Annotated in this window: 25 protein-coding genes; 17 read left to right on the top strand and 8 right to left on the bottom strand. The window is 39.2% G+C overall.

The features are described from left to right. The first annotated feature begins 11 nt into the window (after positions 1 to 11). From CH354_RS14290 to CH354_RS14280, 3 genes are read left to right on the top strand one after another with little or no spacing between them, the layout of a single operon-like run. Entirely contained in the window at positions 12 to 515 is a 504-nt protein-coding gene (locus tag CH354_RS14290) for a chemotaxis protein CheD (protein ID WP_100715954.1), read from the top strand. Between the two features lie 5 nt (positions 516 to 520). After that, on the top strand, positions 521 to 1,375 hold the full coding sequence (locus CH354_RS14285; RefSeq protein WP_100715955.1) for an HDOD domain-containing protein: 855 nt from the start codon (positions 521 to 523) through the stop codon (positions 1,373 to 1,375). 24 nt (positions 1,376 to 1,399) lie between these two features. Continuing rightward, entirely contained in the window at positions 1,400 to 1,936 is a 537-nt protein-coding gene (locus tag CH354_RS14280) for a shikimate kinase (RefSeq protein WP_100715956.1), read from the top strand. Positions 1,937 to 2,081: 145 nt separating this feature from the next. Here CH354_RS14280 and CH354_RS14275 read toward each other — a convergent pair whose 3' ends face one another. Then, a complete protein-coding gene (locus tag CH354_RS14275) occupies positions 2,082 to 3,032 on the bottom strand; it encodes a TPM domain-containing protein (RefSeq protein ID WP_100727999.1) in 951 nt (316 codons plus the stop codon). A 46-nt stretch (positions 3,033 to 3,078) separates the two neighbouring features. Between CH354_RS14275 and CH354_RS14270 the strand changes: the two genes are divergently transcribed. The 13 genes from CH354_RS14270 (at position 3,079) to CH354_RS14205 (ending at position 19,778) form a co-directional block, all read left to right on the top strand. Next, positions 3,079 to 4,266, top strand: a complete 1,188-nt coding sequence (locus tag CH354_RS14270; RefSeq protein ID WP_100727979.1) for a hypothetical protein — start codon at positions 3,079 to 3,081, stop codon at positions 4,264 to 4,266. A gap of 175 nt (positions 4,267 to 4,441) precedes the next feature. Then, positions 4,442 to 9,019, top strand: a complete 4,578-nt coding sequence (gene gltB, locus CH354_RS14265) for a glutamate synthase large subunit (RefSeq protein WP_100728365.1) — start codon at positions 4,442 to 4,444, stop codon at positions 9,017 to 9,019. Further along, positions 9,012 to 10,454 (top strand): glutamate synthase subunit beta, encoded by a 1,443-nt coding sequence (locus tag CH354_RS14260; protein ID WP_100727977.1) that lies wholly within the window; start codon positions 9,012 to 9,014, stop codon positions 10,452 to 10,454. Before gltB ends, CH354_RS14260 begins: the two co-directional genes overlap by 8 nt. A gap of 214 nt (positions 10,455 to 10,668) precedes the next feature. Further along, a complete protein-coding gene (locus tag CH354_RS14250; RefSeq protein ID WP_100727975.1) occupies positions 10,669 to 11,637 on the top strand; it encodes an LA_0442/LA_0875 N-terminal domain-containing protein in 969 nt (322 codons plus the stop codon). Between the two features lie 189 nt (positions 11,638 to 11,826). Continuing rightward, positions 11,827 to 13,257, top strand: coding sequence for a cytochrome-c oxidase, cbb3-type subunit I (gene ccoN / locus CH354_RS14245; RefSeq protein ID WP_100715962.1), 1,431 nt, complete (start codon positions 11,827 to 11,829; stop codon positions 13,255 to 13,257). Further along, complete coding sequence (gene ccoO, locus CH354_RS14240) at positions 13,257 to 13,952, top strand: cytochrome-c oxidase, cbb3-type subunit II (protein ID WP_100715963.1); 696 nt, start codon at positions 13,257 to 13,259, stop codon at positions 13,950 to 13,952. Before ccoN ends, ccoO begins: the two co-directional genes overlap by 1 nt. 4 nt (positions 13,953 to 13,956) lie before the next feature. Then, positions 13,957 to 14,106: a CcoQ/FixQ family Cbb3-type cytochrome c oxidase assembly chaperone gene (locus CH354_RS14235; protein WP_100715964.1), complete on the top strand. Its 150-nt coding sequence runs from the start codon at positions 13,957 to 13,959 to the stop codon at positions 14,104 to 14,106. A 5-nt stretch (positions 14,107 to 14,111) separates the two neighbouring features. Further along, positions 14,112 to 14,642, top strand: a complete 531-nt coding sequence (locus CH354_RS14230; protein WP_100715965.1) for a c-type cytochrome — start codon at positions 14,112 to 14,114, stop codon at positions 14,640 to 14,642. Positions 14,643 to 14,644: 2 nt separating this feature from the next. Next, entirely contained in the window at positions 14,645 to 15,964 is a 1,320-nt protein-coding gene (gene ccoG, locus CH354_RS14225; protein ID WP_100727974.1) for a cytochrome c oxidase accessory protein CcoG, read from the top strand. A gap of 2 nt (positions 15,965 to 15,966) precedes the next feature. Continuing rightward, complete coding sequence (locus CH354_RS14220; RefSeq protein WP_100727973.1) at positions 15,967 to 16,455, top strand: FixH family protein; 489 nt, start codon at positions 15,967 to 15,969, stop codon at positions 16,453 to 16,455. Continuing rightward, positions 16,452 to 18,914 carry a heavy metal translocating P-type ATPase gene (locus CH354_RS14215; RefSeq protein WP_100727972.1) on the top strand — a complete coding sequence of 821 codons (2,463 nt, stop codon included), beginning with the start codon at positions 16,452 to 16,454 and terminating at the stop codon, positions 18,912 to 18,914. Before CH354_RS14220 ends, CH354_RS14215 begins: the two co-directional genes overlap by 4 nt. Further along, entirely contained in the window at positions 18,896 to 19,111 is a 216-nt protein-coding gene (locus tag CH354_RS14210; protein ID WP_100727971.1) for a cbb3-type cytochrome oxidase assembly protein, read from the top strand. Before CH354_RS14215 ends, CH354_RS14210 begins: the two co-directional genes overlap by 19 nt. Continuing rightward, a complete protein-coding gene (locus CH354_RS14205; protein WP_100727970.1) occupies positions 19,089 to 19,778 on the top strand; it encodes a sulfite exporter TauE/SafE family protein in 690 nt (229 codons plus the stop codon). The genes CH354_RS14210 and CH354_RS14205 overlap by 23 nt, the downstream gene beginning before the upstream one ends. A 3-nt stretch (positions 19,779 to 19,781) precedes the next feature. On the opposite strand, the gene CH354_RS14200 is transcribed toward CH354_RS14205, so the two are convergent. The 7 genes from CH354_RS14200 to CH354_RS14170 all read right to left on the bottom strand — a co-directional run bounded on the left by CH354_RS14200 (position 19,782) and on the right by CH354_RS14170 (position 23,070). Further along, positions 19,782 to 20,108, bottom strand: coding sequence for a hypothetical protein (locus CH354_RS14200; RefSeq protein WP_243396099.1), 327 nt, complete (start codon positions 20,106 to 20,108; stop codon positions 19,782 to 19,784). Positions 20,109 to 20,213: 105 nt separating this feature from the next. Beyond that, the gene (locus CH354_RS14195; protein ID WP_100727969.1) at positions 20,214 to 20,477 is read right to left on the bottom strand and encodes a hypothetical protein; all 264 of its coding nucleotides are present in this window, start codon (positions 20,475 to 20,477) and stop codon (positions 20,214 to 20,216) included. Beyond that, complete coding sequence (locus CH354_RS14190) at positions 20,458 to 20,982, bottom strand: RNA polymerase sigma factor (RefSeq protein ID WP_100727968.1); 525 nt, start codon at positions 20,980 to 20,982, stop codon at positions 20,458 to 20,460. Before CH354_RS14190 ends, CH354_RS14195 begins: the two co-directional genes overlap by 20 nt. A gap of 3 nt (positions 20,983 to 20,985) precedes the next feature. Further along, entirely contained in the window at positions 20,986 to 21,438 is a 453-nt protein-coding gene (locus CH354_RS14185; protein WP_100727967.1) for a Spy/CpxP family protein refolding chaperone, read from the bottom strand. Positions 21,439 to 21,532: 94 nt separating this feature from the next. Further along, the gene (locus CH354_RS14180) at positions 21,533 to 21,913 is read right to left on the bottom strand and encodes a TIGR04452 family lipoprotein (RefSeq protein ID WP_100727966.1); all 381 of its coding nucleotides are present in this window, start codon (positions 21,911 to 21,913) and stop codon (positions 21,533 to 21,535) included. 91 nt (positions 21,914 to 22,004) lie between these two features. After that, positions 22,005 to 22,685: an SH3 domain-containing protein gene (locus CH354_RS14175; protein ID WP_100727965.1), complete on the bottom strand. Its 681-nt coding sequence runs from the start codon at positions 22,683 to 22,685 to the stop codon at positions 22,005 to 22,007. A 37-nt stretch (positions 22,686 to 22,722) separates the two neighbouring features. Beyond that, positions 22,723 to 23,070, bottom strand: a complete 348-nt coding sequence (locus CH354_RS14170) for a hypothetical protein (protein ID WP_420843834.1) — start codon at positions 23,068 to 23,070, stop codon at positions 22,723 to 22,725. A gap of 71 nt (positions 23,071 to 23,141) precedes the next feature. Between CH354_RS14170 and CH354_RS14165 the strand changes: the two genes are divergently transcribed. Next, positions 23,142 to 24,548, top strand: a complete 1,407-nt coding sequence (locus CH354_RS14165) for an aspartate ammonia-lyase (protein WP_100727963.1) — start codon at positions 23,142 to 23,144, stop codon at positions 24,546 to 24,548. Positions 24,549 to 24,561 lie beyond the last annotated feature (13 nt).

The raw sequence follows: 24,561 nt of genomic DNA, 5'->3' as shown, positions 1-24,561 counted from the left end.
AAACAAGTAGAATGTCTATAAAATCCAAAATCATCAATGTGGGAATTGCTGACATTAAGGTCGGAAAAGATACGGATGTACTCCGGACTACATTGGGTTCCTGCATTGGAATCGTCTTGTATGATCCCGACCAAAAAATTGGTGCCATTTCACACATCATGCTCGCAAAAGATCCAACAGGAAAAGACATGAGTAAGTTTCCTCACAAATACGGAGAAACAGCACTTCCAATTCTCATCGAAATGATGAAAAAGGAAGGATCAAACATTGGGCAATACTCGTGCCGAATTTTTGGTGGTGCTTCCATGTTCAAAGGAATCAATTCCCAATTCTTACAAAATATTGGGGAACAGAATATTCTCATCGTCAAAAAGTTCATGGAAGAGAAAAAAATCCCAATCATTGTGGAAGATGTAGCTGGTAATGAGGGAAGAACCATCAGTCTCTACTGCGATGACGGTCGCGTTTTGCTAAAAAAAGCTGGTATGGAAAAATACCTTTATAAGGTGCGTTAGGCGATATGCTAAAATCAAAAGTTGATGAAGTATTACAAGACGTAAATAAATTACCGGCCATTTCATCGGTTGTTTCTAAAGTACTCGAAAAATTACAAAAACCCGATGTCAATATTGCTGACTTAGCACAAGAAATTTCTAAAGACCCAGCCATTACAGCCAATGTAATCAAACTTTCCAATTCGGCTTATTACCGTGCTTCCAAACCGATTCGAACTGTACAAGAAGCTTTGATGACATTAGGGATCAAGACGGTAAAAGAAATTGTACTGCTTACTGCAGCAAAAGGAATCTTAGCGCAAGACTTAAACAGTTACCAATTGGAAGCAGCACAATTATGGACTGCGTCCTTACTTGTTGCGGAACTTTCCAGTAAAATTGTCCAACATAAGAAGTTAAAAATCGATAAAGACTTAGCCTTTACTTCAGGTCTTCTGTGTAGTGTTGGTAAAATTGTTCTCGCTCAGTTTTTTAGTCCTGTGATGATGCAAATCAAAACAGACCTCAAGGACAACCAGGAACCATTCCCTACATTAGAAAAAAAATACTTCGGTTACACACACATGGAAGTTTCGGAAACACTTTTAAAACGATGGAACTTCCCTGTTGACCTTACAGATGTGGTGGCAAACTACCTCTCTCCTGAAAATTCTAAAGTAAATCCACTACTGACTTCAGTGGTTCACATTGCCAGTATCCTCATAGTCGTATCGGGTATCGGGATAGACATTGGTGGAGAATCCGTTCCAATTTCACCATTTGCACTCAGCCAAACTGGGGTAACCGATGCGGATATCGAAACATACTTTGTTCACATTCCTGACTTACAAGCAGGTCTTGCCGATTTGTTAAATGTTTAAAACAAACTAAGGATTCACTCTTAGATGAATATCATTTTCATAGGGGCAAGAGGCGCTGGGAAATCAAAGGTTTCACGTACTTTATCAAAACAAACAGAAATTCCAGCAGTTTCAACAGATTCCATAGCAGTTTATGAAGCTGGTGGGTTACCCATCCCTAAGTTTGTAGAAAAAAACGGCTGGAAAGCTTTTCGCGAATTAGAATATTCTATTTTACAAAAACTGCAAAATGCAAATGGAATCATTTTAGATTGTGGTGGTGGAATTTTATTTGATTTAGATGATGTTGGCAATGAAATTGTGAGCCAAAGAAAGTTGGATCTATTACGTAAAATTGGTCGGATTGTCTACTTAGAACGTGGCATTGAAGAACTTGTAGAAAAAGTAAAAGGGGATCAGACTAGACCCGACCTATCCAAAGTAACATCATATCGTACCATTTTAGAAAAACGTCTTCCTATTTACCAAGAAGCAGCACACTTTAAATTGAACTTATCCAAACTTTCGAAAGAGGAAGCAGTGGAACGGATCTTAGACTGGCTCGGACTCAAATCCAAATAAAGGAAAGAGGTGTTGTCGGTGATAAACATTGCGCTTATCAGGTTAAAAATTTTTAGTCGTCCGAATGACAGATAACTTTTGGTACGGTTCGGTAATCGCAAAAAAAAATTGATTCCAAGATTCAGGTAAGCCGAGCTTACTTTCATTACCAACTTCCACTTGATCCCCCACCTCCAAAACTTCCACCTCCTCCACTGAATCCACCACCCGAACCTCCTGATGACCCACTCCCACTACTTCCAGAAAATCCACCAGATGAAAAAAATACATTGTCTGTTACCTTCGATGCAATGTGTTTTACCCATTTCACTTTATCCCTTGTGAGTCGTACAAAAACAAAACCGAATCCATAAACCAAATTACAAAATAGCCAAGCAGAATAACCAAAGAACATAGTTGGAACCCATTGGAAGAATACCAATATGAAAAAGAACATACCAATTCCTTCCGCTTCATAATGAAAGGCCGAAATAAAAGCGAATAAAAACAAAACACCTATAAACAAACAACCTAGTGGGTATAAAAACCAATTTCCTTGGAAATCAAAACCTCGAAAGGATTTGAATTTTTGAAATAAGGATGGTTCTTCTGGAGTGACTCCAACTGTTGCGGTTTGTAACAACTGTTCCAATCCCAATCGTATCCCTGTTGGGTAATCTCCTTTTCTGAAATGAGGGATCATCGTATCATAGATGATTCGTTTGCAATATACATCAGTGAGAACACCTTCTAAACCATAACCAACTTCAATCCGTACTTTTCTGTCATCAGTCGCAAGTAAAACTAGGACTCCATTATCCAAACCTTCCCTACCAAGTTTCCAGTTTTCCGCCACTTTTAAGCTATACTCTTCTAAGATCTCACCTTCGAGAGAATGTACGACAAGGATCGCCACTTGGTTTGAAGTTTGTTTTTCGTGTTCGGCAAGGATTATTTCCCACTCCAAAGCCACATCTTTAGGGATTGTTCCTTCTTCAAAAGTAACTCTCGATTCTAATTTAGGAATCTCTTTTGCGAGTAATCTGGAATGATAAGGAAGGAGGTACAAAGATCCGAGTACGATCCAGACGGATATAAATCTGATTTTCATTGGCATAAGGTTAGTTGACAAATTCAAAAAAATCAAAGAGATTTTTTCGCACGTGGAAACAACATTTTTACAAAACTCAATTCTCATCCAAGGGGCAAATGTACATCCTTACGTACTATTATTGGGAGCGATTGTTTGGGGGATTCTCTCTTTACTCGGAATCCTTTTTTGGAAACACCCCATGATCGGTAAAAAAGGGATTCTCTTTTCCCTTCTCACGTTTACCCCACTCAGTTTGGTTTGCGTGAAATCGTATCAGGAAACCAATTCGTTTTCCTACCATGTACAAGTGGACGGAGAATCGAAACAGGTTCGGTTTGGAGATACTCAAGGAATGAATGATTTGGAAATTCCTTTTTCCGATTGGGTTTCATACCAAATCCATTCTGATGCAGAATCCAAAAAAGATGGTTGGAAATACACGGATACTATTTATCTCAAACATAGGTTAGGTTTACTGATTCCGGTTTCGACCATTACAGTTAGAAAATACACGGACAAATCAAAAGAGTTTAGCCGTTACCTAGATTTAAACCGGGAACTAAAAAAATTCTTCCGATTTATGCCACTCCCCATTGAAGATGAGTTAGGTGACTCATTTTCTGGGCTACCCATCCCCTTAGATCCACCAAAGGCATTGGATTCGAATACATCACCTAACTTAGAATTTCTCCGTCCAAATTCGCTTTTCCCAATCCAATGGGAACATTCCATTTCGAATGCGAATTGGTTTTTTTCGTTTTGTTTACTTGCCGTTGGACATTTGGGACTTCTCATTTTACTTGCCAATCTTACGAACAAAGAGATGAGCAATATAAAAATGGGAGTTGTGATCCTTCTTGTGGGGTATTTATCCTTCGGAATCCAGTTTTACTTTTGGATTGGAAAAAAAATGGGAATGTCTTATCAAATCGAACGTTTGTCGGATGGTTATGCGTTATATGGAATCACAAAGAAGGGAAAAGAGAAATTACAAGAATGGAAACAAACCGAAGATTTGATGGTTCACCTAGAACTGCCCTCAAAATACATATGGGTCCAATCCCGAAAAAGTTACGAATCCACACGGTCGCTAGCAAAATCCCTTCTCGACCCGAATTCAGAACTAACTTCCACATTGAACCATACGAAGGATCTGTTCACCTCTTCACAAGCACAGCGCTGGGATTTAAGCGATCTTCCTATGGAAGTTGCAGTTCGCTTCTTTCTTGTACTATGCCAAAGATTAGACTCAATATAATATTGCTATTTATATAATCTGATTTAATATATAGTACGCTAATCGATCAAATAATAAGCATTTTTATGCCTTTGGTTTTGCCTAAAAATAAATCATTTTGCTGAAAACAAATTAATTGGACAGTACACCCAAATTCTAAAACAAGGTACAGTAATTGCTTTAGAGTAGGGTACGTATGTCAAAATCCAACCAACCACCCATCCTTCCGCCACTCGGCCCACAGGCCCAAGGTATGTATGATCCTGCCATGGACAAAGACTCCTGTGGTGTTGGTTTTATCGCAAATTATAAGGGCAAACGTTCCCGTGACATAGTAGACAAAGGGATCCGCCTCATGTGTAACCTTGAACACCGAGGTGCCGAAGGTGCTGATCCGAAAACGGGAGACGGCGCAGGAATTATGATCAACCTGCCTGATGCTTTTTTCCGCAAAAACCTACCATTCACCCTTCCGAAAGAAGGTGATTATGCAGTTGGATTTTTATTCTTACCTCAAAATGCGGAAGTAAGAGCGGCTGTTGAAAACGTAATTGAAAAAATCATCATCGACGAAGGGGAAGAATTCCTTGGTTTTCGAGATGTTCCAGTAAACAAAGAATATGCGGGAGTCGTTGCTTCCAAAACCATTCCAGTCTTCAAACAAGTGTTTATCGGGAAAAAATCCAAAAAAATCAAAACATCCGATGATTTTGAAAGAAAATTATTCCTAATCAGACGACTCATTGACAGACGAATTCGTGCGGAACTCAAACTCGATCGTTCGCAATACTATGTACCAAGTTTTTCATCGAGGACCATTGTATACAAAGGGATGTTACTGGGAGACCAAGTTAAAAAATTCTACGAAGACTTAAAGTCACCTGACCTCACTTCGGCGTTCTGTTTAACACACACTCGGTTTTCCACAAACACCTTCCCTACTTGGGATTTGGCTCACCCTTACCGACAAATTGCTCACAATGGTGAGATCAATACGTTACGTGGGAACATGAACTGGATGGCAGCTCGCCAAATGGTCATGCAATCTCCGTTATACGGTGACGAACTCAAAAGGATGCTTCCTATCGTCATGGAAGGCCAATCAGATACTGCAACTTTTGATACAGTCCTTGAACTACTTGTGATGGGTGGAAGGTCATTGCCACACTCAGTGATGATGATGATCCCAGAAGCTTGGTCAAAAAACAAAGCGATGGACGCCGACAGACGTGCGTTCTACGAATACCACGCTACGTTTATGGAACCATGGGATGGTCCTGCTGCCATTGCCTTTACGGATGGAAGGATCATTGGTGCCACTCTTGATCGAAATGGTTTAAGACCTGCTCGTTATATCGTGACCAAAGATGATGAAGTGATCATGTCTTCCGAAGCAGGTGTTCTCAACTTACCACCGGAAGAAGTCCTTGTCCAAGATAGACTTCGTCCAGGTAGAATGCTCCTCATCGATATGGAAAAAGGACAAATCCTTGACGATGAAGAAATCAAAAAACAAATCTCTACCCAAAAACCATATCGCAAATGGGTAGAAGACAATATGATTCGATTGGGATCTCTTCCTGACCCTGAGAACGTAAAACAACCGCAACACGAAACAATTTTAGAAAGGCAAAGAGCATTTGGATACACACACGAAGATGTGTTTACCTTAATCAAACCGATGGGAGTTTCGGGGGAAGAACCAGTGGGTTCCATGGGAGTGGATTCCTCTCTTGCTGTCCTCAGTGAAAAACCACAACCGCTCTATCGTTATTTCAAACAAAACTTTGCACAGGTCACAAACCCACCGATTGACCCAATCCGTGAAGAATTGGTGATGGAACTCACAACCTACATTGGTCCTGAAGGGAACCTCCTTTCGGAAGAACCAGAACATGCTCATAGGCTTGAGTTGGAACACCCTATCCTCACAAATGAAGATTTTGAAAAGATCAAACAAATCAGTGAAGGGCATTTTAAAGCAAAAACCTTTGATATCCTTTTTGATCCTTCCAAAAAACATGATATGCGTAACTCACTCGATAGAGTTTGTGCAGATGCAGCAAAAGCTATCAGGGAACAAGGAGTAAACCTCATCATCCTTACTGACCATGCAGTGGGAGAAAAAAAGGCCGCCATTCCTTCCCTACTCGCAGTTGCTGGACTCCACCACTACCTCATCCGTGAAGGCCTTCGCACAAAAGCAGGGATTGTTTTGGAATCTGGGGAACCAAGAGAAGTTGCCCACTTCGCATTGTTATGCGGATATGGAGCAAATGCGATCAACCCATACTTAGCGTTTGAAACGATTGCGGATTTGTCTCTCCAAGGACTTTTACCTGAAGTACCAAACTACAAAGATGCAAAGAAAAAATACATCAAATCAATTGGGAAAGGACTCTTCAAAGTATTCTCTAAAATGGGGATCTCCACATTACAATCGTACTGCGGAGCACAAATCTTTGAAGCTGTAGGACTTGATTCCGAACTTGTGAACACGTATTTTGCGGGAACACAATCCAGAATTGAAGGACTTTCTCTCGAGATGTTGGAAGAAGAAACCGTACGCCGCCACAAAGCAGCTTATGACCCAACTTATTTCCCAAACAACTTAGAACCAGGTGGAGTACATTATTACCGTAAAAATGGAGATAGCCATCTTTACACTCCGATCACAGTTCATAAATTACAAAAAGCAACACAAGAAAACGATTACAAAACATTCAAAGAGTTTTCTGCTCTCATCGACAACCAAAACGAAAGAGCGATCACACTTAGAAGTTTGTTCCAGTTGGACTTTGAGGGATCAAAGGCTATTCCAATCGAAGAAGTGGAATCAGTAAAATCGATTCTCAAACGTTTCCAAACAGGAGCGATGAGCCATGGTTCCATTTCTTGGGAAGCACATACAACTCTTGCCATTGCCATGAACCGAATTGGTGCAAAATCCAATACGGGAGAAGGTGGAGAAGACCCAGTTCGTTTCAAAACCCTCCCAAATGGAGATAGCATGCGTTCGGCGATCAAACAGGTGGCATCTGCAAGGTTTGGTGTGACAATGGAATACCTCACAAACGCTGATGACATCCAAATCAAAATGGCACAGGGCGCAAAACCAGGAGAAGGTGGACAGTTACCAGGACACAAGGTAGACAAATACATTGGATGGTTACGTTACTCCACACCTGGTGTAACACTCATCTCCCCTCCTCCTCACCATGATATTTATTCAATTGAAGATTTAAAACAGCTCATCTTCGATTTAAAAAATTCAAACCCAAGAGCTCGTATTTCCGTAAAACTAGTTTCGGAATCAGGTGTAGGAACAGTAGCGGCAGGAGTTGCAAAAGCACATGCCGACCATATCCTCATCGCAGGTCACGAAGGGGGAACAGGAGCAAGTCCGATTTCTTCCATCCACCATGCAGGAACACCTTGGGAACTTGGACTTTCAGAAACCCACCAAACACTTGTTGCAAACGGCTTACGCGACCGCGTGTATCTAGCAGTAGACGGTAAACTCCTCACTGGAAAGGACGTTGTGGTAGGAGCTCTCCTCGGTGCGGAAGAGTTTGGATTCTCCACATCAGCTCTTGTTTCTGTGGGTTGTATCATGATGCGTAAATGCCATCTCAATACATGCCCCGTTGGTGTTGCGACCCAAGATGAATTTTTAAGAAGTAAGTTCACAGGAAAACCTGAGTATGTTGTGAACTTCATGACCTTTGTTGCGGAAGAAGTACGTGAGATCATGGCAAAACTTGGTTTCAGAACTTTCGAAGAAATGATTGGCCAAGTGGAAAAAATCAAATTCAAACGACCTCACCACCATTGGAAAGCTCGTGGACTTGATTTTAGCAAAGTGCTCCATAGACCAAACCCTGTATTCCCTACAGGACTCTATCGTGCCAAAGAACAAAACCACCACTTGGATGAACAAATTGACAACGAGCTCATTCGTAAGTCTTTAGCAGCGATTGACCACAAACAACCTGTCAAAATCCAAACATCCATCGTGAACTTAAACCGTTCAGTTGGAACCATGCTCAGCCATGAAGTCACTAAAAAATACGGTGTGGATGGTCTTTCTGAAGATACAATTGACATTGAGTTTACTGGAACCGCAGGACAGTCGTTTGGTGCCTTTGTGACCAAAGGGATGACACTTCGCCTGGTGGGTGAAGGAAATGACTATGTAGGAAAAGGACTTTGTGGTGGAAAACTCATCTTTCAAACTCCTAAAAATGCTCCTTACAAAGCGGAGGAAAACATCGTTATTGGTAACACATGTTTCATTGGTGCCACGAGTGGGTATGCCTATGTAAACGGTATGGCCGGTGAACGTTTCTGTGTGAGAAACTCTGGAGCCCATGTCATCGTGGAAGGAACTGGTGACCATGGTTGTGAATACATGACCGGTGGACGAGTCATCATCTTAGGTGAGATTGGTCGTAACTTTGCTGCGGGTATGTCAGGTGGAATTGCTTACCTTTGGGATCCAAAGAAAAACAAAGAAGTACTCATCAACAAAGAAATGGTCGACTTAGATCCGTTAACTGATGCATCAGAGATAGCAGAAGTTAAAAAAATGGTAGAAGACCATAAAAAATACACTGGGTCCAAACGTGCAGAAGAAGTTCTAAACAATTGGGATGAAGTAATCAAACAAATGATCAAAGTAATTCCGAGAGATTACAAAAAAGCCTTAGAAAAAATGGCTTCTGAAAATGGATCGGAAAAACAAAAAACAGAGGGGGTAACAACTCGTGGGTAAACCAACAGGATTTTTAGAATTTAAAAAAGAATACCTTCAAAAGATTGATCCGAAGGAAAGAGTTAAAAACTATAAAGAGTTTGAAAAACCTTTTCCTGAGGCTGTTGCCAAAGACCAAGGAGCTCGTTGTATGGACTGCGGGATTCCGTTTTGCCATGGCGACACTGGTTGCCCTGTAGACAACCTCATCCCTGAATTTAATGACTTTGTTTACCGAGGTCGATGGAAGGAAGCTTGGGAAAATCTTTCGAAAACGAATAACTTCCCAGAGTTTACAGGAAGGTTATGCCCTGCTCCATGTGAGTCGGCTTGTACCCTTGGGATCATTGAACCACCAGTATCCATCAAGTCAATTGAACGAACTATCATTGACCGTGCTTGGGAAGAAGGATGGGTCATCCCACAAACTCCTGTTTCTAAATCAGGCAAAAAAGTAGCAGTTGTCGGATCGGGACCAGCTGGTCTTGCCGCAGGACAACAGTTAGCTCGTGCAGGTCATACAGTCACTATCTTCGAAAAAAATGATCGGATTGGTGGCCTACTCCGTTACGGAATTCCTGATTTTAAAATGGAAAAAAGACACATCGACCGCCGAATGAAACAAATGGAAGCGGAAGGTGTTACTTTCAAAACCAATGTGAATGTTGGGGTTGATATTACCGCAAAACAATTATTAGCTGAATTTGATGCAGTTGTCCTTGCTTGTGGATCAGAAGTCCCAAGAGACCTTCCTGTAGAAGGTAGAAATCACAAAGGAATCCATTTTGCGATGGAGTTTTTGACTAAAAACAACAAACACGTTGCAGGTGATGCGATTGATATCATCAATGCAAAAGACAAACATGTGATTGTGATTGGTGGTGGTGATACAGGATCTGACTGTGTTGGAACATCCAACAGGCACGGTGCAAAGTCCGTCACACAAATTGAATTATTCCCTGAACCTCCAAAGGAAAGAGACAAGTCTACTCCTTGGCCTTTGTATCCAAAAATGTACCGAACATCCACTTCTCATGAAGAAGGTGTGAATCGCAAATGGGCAGTTTCGACAATGGGATTCAAAGCCAATGAAAAAGGTGAAGTCACTGCCATTTACGGATCGGAAGTCAAAGAAGAAAACGGAAAGTTCGTACCAGTACCTGGAACCGAATTCGAATGGCCTGCTGACCTTGTTTTTTTAGCCATGGGTTTTGTGAACCCTGTGAAAGAGGGTTTGCTTGCTGATCTACAAAAAGAAGGGTTAGAACTGGATAACAGAGGGAATGTAAAAGCAGATTTCGGTACAAAAGCTGGGTCCTTTGCAACTTCAGTTCCAAAAGTCTATGCTTGCGGAGACGTAAGACGCGGACAATCCCTGATTGTTTGGGCGATTTCGGAAGGAAGAAAGTGTGCAGACCAAGTGCACCATTTTTTGACTACTGAAGTAGAAGCTTAAATTTTCAACAATCTAACTCAAGAACCACATTTGGAGCAAACTTTCTCGTAACAGGGATAATTTGTTTCCAATTGTGGATTCTGATTCATCTTCTCTTTTACAAAAAAATTCTTGCCTAACTTCCAAATCGATAAAATCATAGGAGAGATTAATTGGAACGTAGCAAGTAACACTATAAAAATTGTTAAGTAATATTCCAACATTCGAGACTCCCTTGAAACTAATTGTAAAACAAATCTTAAAAATCGCAACACTTTTGGTACTCCTTTCAACCAACGTTTCTGCAGAAAACATTCTCCTCAAAAAAGGGGGAACTATCAAAGGGAAAGTTGTAGAACAAGACCAATACAAACTTAAAATCAGAAAAGAAGATGGAACCACCGTTGTTCTCAATAAAACTGAAATTTTAAAGGTCGTTTATAAAGACCAACTAACAGCTGCAGAAGAAGATAAACTCAGAAAAGCAGAAGAAGAAAAAGAACGTATCAAACGAGAAAAAGAAGAAGCAGCAAGACTCAAAAAAGAGCAGGAAGAAGCAGCTCGTTTGGAAAAAGAAAACGCTAAAAACAATGCGATCCTAGAAGCAGAAGCAAAACGAAAACAAGAAGAAGACGCAAGACTTGCAGAAGCAGAAAAGAAAAATCTAACACGAGCAGGGGCAACATGGCGATCTGCTGTTCTCCCAGGATGGGGACAGTGGAAACAAGGAAGAAAGGTGCAAGCAATTGTTTACCCTTCCATCATTGCCATTGGACTCTTTTTTACGTATGACAAACACCGCATGTATCTCAATGCAAAAAGAGATTATAATAATTTAGATAATCCTTATACAACAAACGGACTCATCCGTGCTGCTTTCACACCACAAACCGCTGCTGTTTCACCTGGAGAGGCGGTGGTTGCAAGCCAACTTGGACCGTTTAAGGGCCAAAGAGAATCTGTAGAAAGACACTACCAAGAAATGCAGTACATTGGGATTGCCACCTTACTTGCGTATGCTTGGAACATCTTTGATGCGTATTACTTCCACCCCACAGGTTCTGGACTCAGTATGGATGATACAAGGAAAGAAAAGTTTTTCCTCCATTCAACGGTAGACAGAGTTGGATACCACCCAACAGCCATTGCTGGGGACAGAGGCATAGAACATCGTACACAATTAGGTTACGAAGTCACCTTCTAACCAGAATTATACTAACTTTAACCTTCCTTAAATTTTAGATCAATTCTAAATCTCAAGTCCATCCTTGACAAAAATCAAGGGTGGAACATAGTCTCTCTTTCCTGTTTTTCTTTCTTTTCTTCGTCTTCTTTGTATAAAGGATTAAGTTCTCTAAAGATATAGAACTGATAAAGATTAAGGAGAGAAACATTGGCTACGGAAAAAACTCAATATGACGATTTTATCGTAAAAGGGTTTATCATTTCAGCGTTAGTCTGGGGCGTTGCATCAATGACATTTGGTGTCATCATTGCCTTCCAACTTGTGTATCCACAGCTGAATTTGGAATTACCTTGGACGAGCTTCGGAAGGTTACGACCATTACATACCAATGCTGCCATTTTTGGTTTTGCATTGAGTGTAATCTTCGCCACTGCTTATCATACAGTACAAAGACTTTGTCGTACAAGAATGTGGAACGACACTCTTTCCAAACTGCATTTGGCATTATACAACCTATCAATTGTTTTAGCTGCGATCACATTACCACTCGGTTACAGCCAATCAAAAGAATATGCTGAATTAGAATGGCCTATCGACTTACTTATAGTTGTATGGTATGTTATCTTTTTTGCAAACTACCTCATGACGGTACTCAAACGAAAAGAAGAACAAATGTATGTTGCCATTTGGTTTTACATTGCTTCCTTCGTAACAGTTCCCCTACTCTTCATTGTGAATAACATCGTAATCCCTGCAGGACTCTTAAAATCATATTCGGTTTATGCGGGAGTATTTGATGCAAACATCCAATGGTGGTATGGTCATAATGCGGTGGCGTTTGTTCTCACAACTCCATTTTTGGGACTTATGTACTACTACCTCCCAAAACACATCAAACAACCAATTTACTCACATAGACTCTCCATCATTCACTTTTGGTCTCTCATCTTTATCTACATTTGGGCAGGTCCTCACCACTTATTGTATTCACCAATTCCTGAGTGGTTACAAACAACTGGTATGGTATTTTCCATCATGTTATGGATGCCGTCTTGGGGTGGTATGTTAAATGGATTTTTAACACTCACACAAGCCAAAGACAAAATCAAAGTGGATGCAACCCTCAAAATGATGTTAGCTGCCGTAACGTTTTATGGTATGTCAACATTCGAAGGACCTCTTCTTTCCATCCGTGCTGTTTCTGCTTTAGGTCACAACACAGACTGGATTATTGGTCACGTTCACTCAGGAACTCTAGGATGGGTTGGATTTATGTCTGCCGCTGCATTATATTACTTAGTTCCTAGACTCTGGAATGCAAACCTCTATAGTGAAAAACTGGCAAATGCACATTTTTGGCTCGGAACTCTTGGGATCCTACTCTACATCATTTCCATGTGGGTATCTGGGATCACTGAAGGATCTATGTGGAGAGCCGTTGGTGAAAACGGAGAACTCGTATACAAAGATTGGGTTGAGATCGTTGAGTTCTTAAAACCATTCCGTTTGTTCCGAGCGATTGGGGGAACACTCTATCTAACAGGGATTATCCTTATGGTGTATAACTTTATCAAAACCATTCAAAACAAAGACAGTGGTTTTGTGGAACAAGACTTACGTATAGGAGTGAAATCATAATGTTTGGTTTTAACAAATTCTTAGATTGGTTTTCAGAAATTGCTGACCGTTGGGATACAAAAGGTGTCAAGTTTACAATTTATACAACAATTGCGGTTGTGATTGGTGGACTTTTCGAACTCATCCCTCCGTTTTTCTTAACCAAAACGGTAACTCCGATTTCTACTGTAAAACCTTACTCAGCATTGGAGTTGGCAGGTCGTGATACATACCAAAGAGAAGGTTGTATTGGTTGTCATACACAAATGGTTCGCCCCTTTAAATGGGAAGTGGATCGTTTTGACCCAACTAAGTCTTACGGACGAAATGGTTATTCCAAAGGTGGTGAGTTTGTTTACGACCATCCATTCCTTTGGGGTTCAAAACGTACTGGTCCAGACTTAGCACACGAATCTCAAATGTTACGATCAAATGAGTGGCATAAAAACCACCTCATCAATCCAAGAACAGTGGGCGGTGTACCAAACTCAATCATGCCAGCCTATCCATGGTTATTCGAAGAGTCACACAAAGTAGATGTAGAACAAGTGGTAACAAATATGAAAGCATTACGATCCATCGGAGTACCATATACCGAAGAGGATTTGGCAAATGCTCCATCACTTCTCAAAGACAAAACTGAGGGAGATGCACTTGTTGCTTATTTGCAAAAACTAGGGCGTGACTCTGCAGAGTTACAAAAAGGGATGAAGTAAAGTCATGAATGACGCCGACCTTCTCTTAATTTATAAAAGTTTGCGATTGCCGATCCTTGTGATCGCAATTGCATACATCACCTACTACGTTTATAAAAAACGCAGTAAAGAAGAAATGGAAAAACCCAAGTATCGAATGCTTGAGGAGGATTAATACGAATGAAAGAACCAAAAGAAGTAGACGGAATCTTCCAAGCCGACAATCCAATGCCACCTTGGTGGAAATTAGTATGGCTCATCAGTATCATCGTATCCATCGGTTATGTTGTATACTTTCACTGGTACTCAGATTGGCCACAAGATGTTGCTTTCGAAAAAGAAGTAGCGGAACACGAAACTAAGTTTCCAACAAAACAAGTTGTTGTAGCAAATCCAGAAGATGGTTCCAACCCATACCGGGATGATGCTGTTGCAATTAAAGAAGGTGAAAGCACTTACAAACAAATTTGCTCAGCTTGTCATGGCCCAACAGCAGAAGGTGCAGTAGGACCAAGTTTGGTTGATAAAGATTGGATTCATGGAAATACTGATAAAGAAGTATTTAATAACATCATGAAAGGAATTGGACCAGATAGACAAAAACTCAACCGAGGTGGTATGCCAGCTTGGGAAGGTTTAGGTGCTGAGAAAGTATATGCTGTTATGGCATGGCTTGCGACAAAGAATAGTAGTTTGGTAAAGGCAAAATAAAGATGATCATATCAAGACCCCAATCAGGAAAAGTAAGGACACGTAGAAATATCGTTATGAGTTTTCTCGTGGGATTATTTTTAGTCGCACCTTGGGTGGTGTTACCAGAAGGTAGCCCTCTCATCCGACTTGACATTCCCAAAAGGATGTTTCACTTGTTTGGTGGTCTTTTTATCCCGCAAGAAGGACTGATTTTATGGTTTTTCCTTCTGACTATGGGATTATCACTTTTCTTTTTTACATCCGTCATTGGACGTGTCTGGTGCGGATGGGGTTGCCCCCAAACCATTTATACCGACTTATTCGATCGAATTGGTCGGTTTGTTTTAGATTCTAAATATGGGAAAAAAGACGCATCCATTCTGGGAAAATACACTGTGTATTTTTTATGGATCATAGTTTCCTTTATTGCTTCTTTTCACTGGATTGGTTATTTTGTTAGCCCCTATGAAATGTTAGCTGATTATAAAAGTTTCGCTGCTTTCTCAGAAACTTATTTTTATTTTACCTTATTTTTTACTGCAGCAATGTTCATTGATATCGGCTTTATCAGAGAACAATTTTGTCGTTATGCTTGCCCTTATGCAAGATTCCAAACCCTTCTCATGGATGAACATTCTTGGAATGTAACATATGATTTCAAACGTGGGGAACCACGCCGTGATGGCAAAACCAAAATAGGAGACTGCATTGCTTGTAATATGTGTGTGGTCGTCTGCCCAACAGGAATTGATATCCGTGATGGCCTACAAGTAGGTTGTGTTGCTTGCGGAAAATGTGTGGATGCATGTACATCCATCATGGCAAAAGAAAACAAAAAAACTTTAATCGGTTATTTTTCCCTTAAACAAATTGAAACTGGCGATAAAATCAAATGGGTTCGACCACGGACAGTGGTGTATGCGATTCTATTATCAGTGGTTCTAGTTGGGGCAAGTATCCAACTTCTCACAAGAATTCCAATGTCCATGATTGCCGCCTCCAATAAATCAATGCCGCCTATTCTCATTCCTGACAATAAAATTAGAGCCTTCGTAGCACTCAGAATTCAGAATATTGCACCAGTCGAAAAAGAATTCCAACTCACAGCTTTTGATACAAGGCATGGGAAACAAATCCTCATTCGCTCAGGTGAAGAAAATAATCAATTCACTTTAGGTTCAGGAGAAATTAAAAGTATTTCTGTTGTATTGGAGACACAAACCCTCTCCGAACAGGAATTAAACGAAGGTTATTTACCTGGTTCCATCGTTTTAAGAAATACACAAGATCCAGATGAGAAATTAGAGAAAAAACTGTCACTCTCTTTACCAAGGAAATAATTATGTTCAAAGATTTACACCCTAGTTTACGCAATGCAATGTATGTGGTTTTGTTTAGTTTTACTGGCCTTGTGGCCGCAACATTTTATACGATACGACTTACATACAAACATTTTGAACCAGTTATGGACAAAAACTATTATGAAATCGGTTTGAATTATGAAAAAGCAATCGAGAATCAAAAAGAACTGATCAAACAAGGATACAAATTATCCACCAATTGGGACAAAACTACAATTCTACCTCTAGGGGAGTTAGACTTAACAGTCACTTTAAATCAAAACGAATCATTTGTGAAAGCAGATTCAATGTATGTCATACTGGAACGAAATGCAACTACCAAAAATACAACTCGATATGATTTAAAACCATCAGATCTAAATTTTATAGGGAAAATTCCGTTAAAAGAATCGGGCACTTGGAACATGAGACTGATTGCAATCATCAGTGGAAAATCCTTTGAACGAGAAGGTAAAATCACAGTTAAATGAAGGAAACAACATCGCAAAACACAACAACAGAATGTGACCATTGTGGTAATACCATTCGTTTGGTTCGGATTGAATCTAAATTGGGAAACGAAATAAAGGTATTCTGTTGTGAAGGTTGTGAAACTGTTTATTCCATCATACATTCCCTAGGTGGCAGTTATTATTATAGCCTTAAAGGAAATACAAAACTCAGTCCTGTTGAAATCGAAGAGAACGAAACAGAGATTGAAAATGAATTGGTATACCAAAAGTTTGTAAGGCCTTCTGGAGAATTTTCGGAAGTTTCGATCCAAATCACAAACATCCATTGTTCTGCTTGTGTTTGGATCAATGAAAAAGTTTTGAATGAAGAAGAAGGGATCCTATCTGCTCAAATCAATTTTGCTTCAGGCCGTGCAAGAATCCGATTTGATAAATCTAAGATAAAAATTTCACGTATCCTTTCTTTGATTCGTGCAATTGGATATAAACCGATTTTATTCTCTCCTACCGAAGGAAATTTACAAAAGTCAAAACAACTTAAGAATTTATTACTTAGAATTGGTGTGGCAGGTTTTTGTTTTGGGAATATCATGATTCTCAGTGTTGCATTGTACTCTGGATACTTCACTGGAATTGATCTCAATCTCAAACGTATGTTTCATTATGCCTCTTGGGTTTTTGCGACCCCTGCTTATTTGTATTCTGGGTTTCCTTTTATGTCTGGTTTTTTAACAAGCATTAGAAGGCGAACTCTCTCTATGGATTTCCTATTATTTTTAGGAATTTCGATGGCATATTTTTATTCTGTCTTTGTCACATTAACCGACAAAGGAGAAGTGTATTTTGATTCCGTAGCGATGATTTATTTCTTTATTTTAATAGGGAAATACTTTGAAGAAAAGGCAAGAGTATTTGCTTCCGATAAATTAGAATCCATCCTTTGTAAACTTCCAGAAACTTCACTTCGTATCAGCGAAAATGCAGAAACAACAATCCCAAGTAGCGAAATTAAGTTAGGTGATAAAATCCAAGTGGCTCCTGGTAAACGAATCCCTGTGGATGCAATTTTATTGTCTAAGGAAACTTATGTTGACGAATCATTTTTAACTGGGGAATCGGTTCCGATTCGAAAACAAACTGGAGATTCCATTCTTGCTGGTTCCCTCACAATGGACAATCCAGCTCTTATCCTTGCCAATTCCGATTACCATGCCTCTACCTTATCTTCATTAAAACTTCGTTTAGAAGAAGCACTTCACTTAAAACCAAAAATCCAAATCCTAACAGAAAGAATTGCATCCTATTTTATTTCTGTCGTTTTCCTATTGGCATTTGTTTGTTTTGGAGTTTGGATGTTTGTCACTCATGGAAATTTAGAACAGAGTTTGGTCACAACGATTTCTGTTCTGATTGTTGCCTGTCCCTGTGCATTAGGGATATCTGTGCCCACTGCCCTCGTCACTAATCATATTTTAAATGCAGAAAAAGGTGTACTTTTAAAAAATCCATCCGTAGTAGAAACTTTAGCAAAGGCAAATACTATCTTCCTTGATAAAACGGGAACTCTCACGGAAGGGAAATTCCTTGTTCGTTTGGTTACCGTTTCAGAGGAACACCTACCATTTGTTTATCGAATCGAAAAGGAAATTAACCATCCCTTAGCAAAATCACTCGTTAAGTATCTTTCTCCCTACCATTTAGTGAAAGAAAAAGCAAAGGAAATGGAACTGACCCACGTACAGAATATCCCAGGACAAGGTGCTAAAGGAACCATCGTTTGGCTTGGTAAGGAACATTCTGTTCTCATTGGGAACCAAACTCTTTTAAAAGAACAAAACATAAAGATAGATTCCCATACTGATAAAGAAGGATCTGTCATCTACGTTGCCATTGATGGCAAAATGTTAGGGCAATTTGTACTGGCAGACGAAGTGAGACAAGGTGCTCATTCATTTGTGACCTTACTAAAACAAATGATACCAAAAATAGCCATCCTTTCTGGTGATCGTTTCCCAGCGGTAAAATCCATAGCCAATACATTGGGTATCCAACAATTTTATTCAGATCTTTCTCCTGAAGAAAAAGCAAATATCATCCAAGATTCACAAAACAAAGGTAATGTAGTCATTATGGTGGGTGATGGAATCAACGACAGTTTGTCTTTGGCTAGGGCAAATGTATCCATTTCTCATACAGAAGCTGAGGATATGTCACTCGAAAAATCGGATGTCGTACTTACTTCTGGAAATTTAAACGGACTCATTCATTCGCTTCTATCAGCAAAAAAAACAAAAGAAGTCATATTACAAAACATTATCATTTCTTTCTGTTACAATTCGATCATGTTACCACTTGCTATGTTTGGTATGATGTTACCCGTAATCTGTGCCGTATTTATGGCTTGTTCTAGTTTGACAGTTCTCATTAATTCATTATCAATACGCATAAGGATCCCCAAATGGAAGCCCTCTATTTAACAATTCCCATGGCAATGTGTATTGCTGGTTTCTTTTTATATGTTTTTGTTTTGGCATTCCGAAAAGGACAATTCGAAGACATTGAGTCACCCAAATATAGAATGTTTTTTGAAGAAGAGTACCCTGTTCAATCAAAAGAGAAACCTTCTTTAACAAAAGCAGAAGACAAAAAAAATGGACCAACTGACAAACCTTAGCTTTTTTGCTTCTATTATTTTATATGGTTTACTCAGTAGTTTTCACTGTGCATTGATGTGTGGACCTTTTATTTCTCTTCTGCAAACATCAAATCCATCCAAACAAATCCCTGTGATACTCTATCATTTAGGTCGAATGGTATCATATTCTGCTTTAGGAATCATTTTAGGATTGATAGGTAAAGGAGCAAACGCATTAGGAGAACTCAATTCCATTCAAAGTATTGCAGGAATATTCACGTTTATCCTATTACTCTTTTTTTTGATACGGATGTTTTTCCTTCCTACAAATTCCAAATTTGGAACTTTACCAAAAGGGATTTCTAATGTGTTACAAAAAATCCGTGAAAAAACAAATCTGAATGGTTTAGGGTTTGGAATTGGAATTCTCAGCGCTCTCCTACCCTGTGGTGTCTTATACCCGGCATACGCTGCATCGTTTGCAACAGGAAGTGCAATCACAGGAGGGTTAGTGATGTTTTGTTTTTATCTTGGCACAATCCCAATGCTTACAGGCTTAAGTGTTGTTATGGGGAAAATTCGAAAATACATTCAACCCAAGTGGATTCCAGTTTTTGGTACCGTGATCATACTCACTTCACTTGGGTTTTTACTCTTCCGATTGTTCTTTCATGCACATTCGGAGTCTTGCGATCATTTGATCTAAAAGTTAAGCCCTTCCTCGAAAGTATTTTTCTTTGAAGTGACTAACGACACTTGGATTGATTTTTGTTTCGATCGTACTTCCAATCACTGCAATGAGTTTTTTGGCTAAAACACGGTCATGGTTGGCTAACCATCGGCGGTATTCCATATTCAGACCCGATTCGCCCACAAGGATCACTTCATTTGGTGAATCTAAAGTTTTGGTGATCTCCGCAAAATCCCATTTGTCGGTTTCTTTCAATTTTTCCCAGTACTTTGATTCCATGTGATCTGATTCTAACTTGATCATCTCAATTCGTTTTTTGTTTAGGTAGAGAATGCAAGCGTTCATTTTATATTGTTCCTTGCCAAATTATGACGAAACAATTGAAAAAAATATACCTAATTCTTCAGTAAGATGCCTCCAATTTGTACTGATATTTATCAATGACAAATATCAATCAAAACTCAAACTCACAATCGATTCCGAACTGAGTTCCTCAACCAAATAACTCATGTTACTGATCATTTCATTGGGTTCAATCACCCATTGGTGGAACGTAAACGATACCAAAATGAGAAAACTTAACCCAAATGAGACAACTAGGTTTCGATTCTTACGTTGTGTTCTCACCTTAGTTTCAATTTTACGAACAATACGAGATTCAAAATCAGAATCATTCAATAATTCTTCCCATCTTTTATGATTCTTGGAATTCATTTTTCACTCCTGGTAACGATTTTCGAATCCATTCTTTAGTGCGAAACAATCTAGATTTTACGGTGCCCTCTTTGATGTTGAGTTCGTTTGCAATTTCATCCATTGTTTTGCCTGACAAATACAACCTTACTGTCTTTTGGTAGACTTCTGGGATCTTTAATAAGGTAGATTCAATCCATTCTTGTTTTAATAGGGCATGATTCTCATCTGATTGGAATAAGTTCGATTTGTTTTTTTGTAAATATCGTTTTGCTTTCTCTTCTTCTCGCAAACGTTTTTCGTTCATACGTAAGGACTCATTTTTTGCGATTGTGAAGATCCAAGTAGAAAGTTTAGATCGTCCATCAAATCCACCTTTTTCGAGAGACTTAAAAACTCGAAAGTACACTTCCTGAACTACATCCTCAGTGGCGTCGTCAAAACGATCGATGAGTGTTTCACCGATCGTTTTTAAAACCAAGTATTTGGTTTCTTTGACTACAGATTCGAAGTCAAAATTTGCCATGTTTTACTCTTCAGGTGATTGGTGACGAGATGCAAATTTTTCAACGAGTTCTGCAAATTTTTCCCTTTGTTCTGGTTTTAGAACTGCATGGAACTCAACAAGTTTTGTTTGGAAAAACTTACGCATTTCTTGGTGGCGTGTTTCTCTTTCTACACTCATTTTGTCGAGATACTTGGTATCAATTTTTTCAGAACGAATCTGCGATGCCAATTCTTTGGCCCAAGATTCATGTTTTGGTTTCATCTCCTTGTGTTTGGCGATGAGTTCTGCTTTGATACTTTCTAGTTTTGCTTTCTGAGCATCATCCAGATCTAATTTTGATGTTAGTTTGGATGTCACCCATTCGATTCGTTTTTCAAAGTCTTTGTGTCCACGGCAATTTCCGAAGGCAAACGCCATAACCGATACAAGACCAAGTGTCGTTGTGATTTTGAGAGCTTTTTTAAGAGAGATCATAAAACCTTCCTTTTTTGTTTTGAGAATATGACCCGGAAGATTTTGAATTGGTTCCCTGCTCTAAAAAAAAGAGCAGGGAACCAATAAGCAGTTTTTAGAAACTTGGGAATGGATCTCCAGTGACATATCCATCAGTTTTTAAATCCTGGCAGGAAATAATATTTGTGATCAAAGATCCAAGTACAAACCCTTTAAAACCAGTAATATCATTGATACACTGATCAACATCTGCTTTTATATAATATTTTTCTGATTCAATTTTTGCAATATCGGAAGCGAGTAATGTGATTAGCGAAATCGCAGGTCTTCCAGCAAGTAGAGTAGAATTAACCAAATCTGTTTGGATAGCTGCATCCGTGATTCTACCCGCTACGACAGAACCTTTTTCCCTATCAATTGTTGCACCAAGTGGATTTAAAACCAAACAGTTGGTGAAAGAAAGTGCAATGGCACCTAAAAGCAATTTTTTTAACATATTGAATCCTTTTACGATTGTTTGTTCTCATTTGAAAATCTAGCTTTCGAATATCAAGAAAAAACTATTTGAATTGATAATTTAACAGCTATCAATCGCCAACAATGAATGTTGTTAGATACCACTGCCCATTCTTTTTTTCGAAAAAAGCTCTGTAGTCGAGAGGACTACGGATAAATCGATCACATACAAATCCGGCTTTTCCCTGAGGTGTACAAATCTTTTTCCAATTACAATTACTTTCCTTCTCCAATCGCCTTCCATCCAAATCATCAGCTTCGGACTTCACAATTTGGTAACTGAGTTGGGCAATCACCTTTGATTCTTTTGATGCATCCTCTCTTACATTTACGTTTTTTCCAATGATGAGGTAATGCGAAAAGGGATCATAATCACTTGGGAATGTTTCAAAAAAATAAGGAGCAACCATTTGGCCTTCTGCATTTTGACGCAAACCCAATTGGATTGTATCGTTCATTAAATTCCAAAAATCAGAATCATTTGGCTTTTCTGTCAGTTGGAATGATTTTAAAAATTCTTTTTTGCCAGTTTCTGGACCAAATGTAAAATGAATGTCTTTGTCCAAAAAAGATTCTAAGGATTTTCGATCTTTTGATTTTAAGGTTTTTAAAAATTTGACTTTGAATTCCGAAAAACTTTTGTCTTTCGATGAATGGTCGATAGGTGACAAAACTTTTGTAACAAAAGGTTCACATGGCAGAAGGACCATAGGAAAAAGGAAAAAACAGAAAATGGGAATGTACTTCAACATATACTTGGCAATAAATTTACTAGATTGAGACGAAGAATCAATTCTTTTTCGTAACAGATTGGTAGGAATTACATTGTTTGGAAAGACCCAAATTGTCACGGATTTCTTCTAATGTACGTTTTTTGCGTTTTAACTCACACACTTTCAAAAACAATTCTTGGTATTCTTTATCCAATTTTTCGCCTTCTTCATCTTCTTCTGTGAGAACAAGTTTAGCAATCTCAGGACAACTACGTTCTGAATCAGGTAAAAGTTGAAATATCGTTTTGATTGTTTCTTCTTTTTGTTTGCAGGTTACTTCCAGATTTGTCTTTTCAATACCAAATAAAAAGATCGTAGAAAATGGAAGGCTAAAGTAAATAAATAGGAATGTGAATTTCTTCATGCAGAACATAAATCTTCTTCCCATTTCTTTTTGGTCTAGTATCTTTCGTTCTCAACTGGAGAAATTCTGAAATGACAGAAACAAATTTTCGGATGGAACATGATCTACTTGGTGAACGAGAAATTCCTAAGGATGTTTATTGGGGGATCCACACATTAAGGGCCCTTGAAAATTATCCCATCACGGGGAAGTCCATTGGTACGTATCCTGATTTGGTATGTGCCCTTGCCCATATCAAAAAAGCCTCTGCTCTAGCAAATTTGCAATTAGGACTACTCCCTTCCGAAAAATCAAAATGGATCGTGGAAGCTTGTGATCAAATTTTAAACGGCAAATTCCATTCTGAATTTGTAGTGGATGTCATCCAAGGTGGTGCAGGAACTTCCACCAATATGAATGCGAACGAAGTGATTACAAACATTGCTTTAGAATTAGCAGGCCATCCCAAGGGTGCTTATACCGTGATCCATCCTTTGAATGATGTCAACATGTCACAAAGTACAAATGATGTTTATCCTTCCTCTATCAAATTGGCTGCAGTGTTTTCCATCATCGGGCTGCTTTCTGCTCTCGAGAGTTTACAGGTTTCGTTTCGAAAAAAATCAGATGAATTCAAAGATATATTAAAAATTGGAAGAACACAATTACAAGATGCTGTACCAATGACTTTAGGCCAGGAATTCTCAACTTACGATGTTATGTTAGGTGAGGACATTTCCCGTTTAAAAGAAGCAACATCCCTTATAGGTGAAATTAATTTGGGGGCTACTGCAATCGGCACAGGAATCAATACTGACATTCGTTATTCGAAGATTGTAACCGAAATACTGGCAAAACAAACTGGATTTGATTTAAATGCAGCACCAAATTTGATAGAGGCAACTCAAGATACAGGTGCATTTGTACAATTATCTGGTGTGTTAAAACGGATTGCCACAAAACTTTCAAAGGTATGTAATGATTTACGTTTACTCTCAAGTGGGCCACAAGGTGGCTTTAACGAAATCAATTTGCCGGCAAAGGCTGCCGGTTCTTCCATCATGCCAGGCAAAGTAAATCCCATCATCCCGGAAGTGGTCAATCAAATTGCCTATGAAGTGATTGGGAACGATATCACGATCACAATGGCAGCAGAAGCAGGACAATTACAATTGAATGCATTTGAGCCAATCATTGCCCATAGTTTATTCAAAAGTATTGAGCACCTAACAGCTGGTTGCAAAACTTTGGAAACCAATTGTGTTTCAGGAATCACAGCAAACCGAAAAATTCTTGAATCCAGAGTCAAAACATCAGCAGGCCTTGCGACTGCTCTCAATCCTTACATTGGATATGAAAATGCAACCTTAGTCGCCAAACGAGCTCTTGCCGAAAATCGTTCAGTAGAATCCATAGTCCTTGAACTTGGATTATTAGAAGAACACAAACTAAAAGAAATACTAAGGCCGGATGTTTTGACCTCTCCCCATTCCTTATAAAGAGGGATTCTTT

Source organism: Leptospira levettii (genome assembly GCF_002812085.1).
Lineage (GTDB): Bacteria > Spirochaetota > Leptospiria > Leptospirales > Leptospiraceae > Leptospira_A > Leptospira_A levettii.
This window is presented reverse-complemented; position numbering and strand designations above follow the sequence as displayed.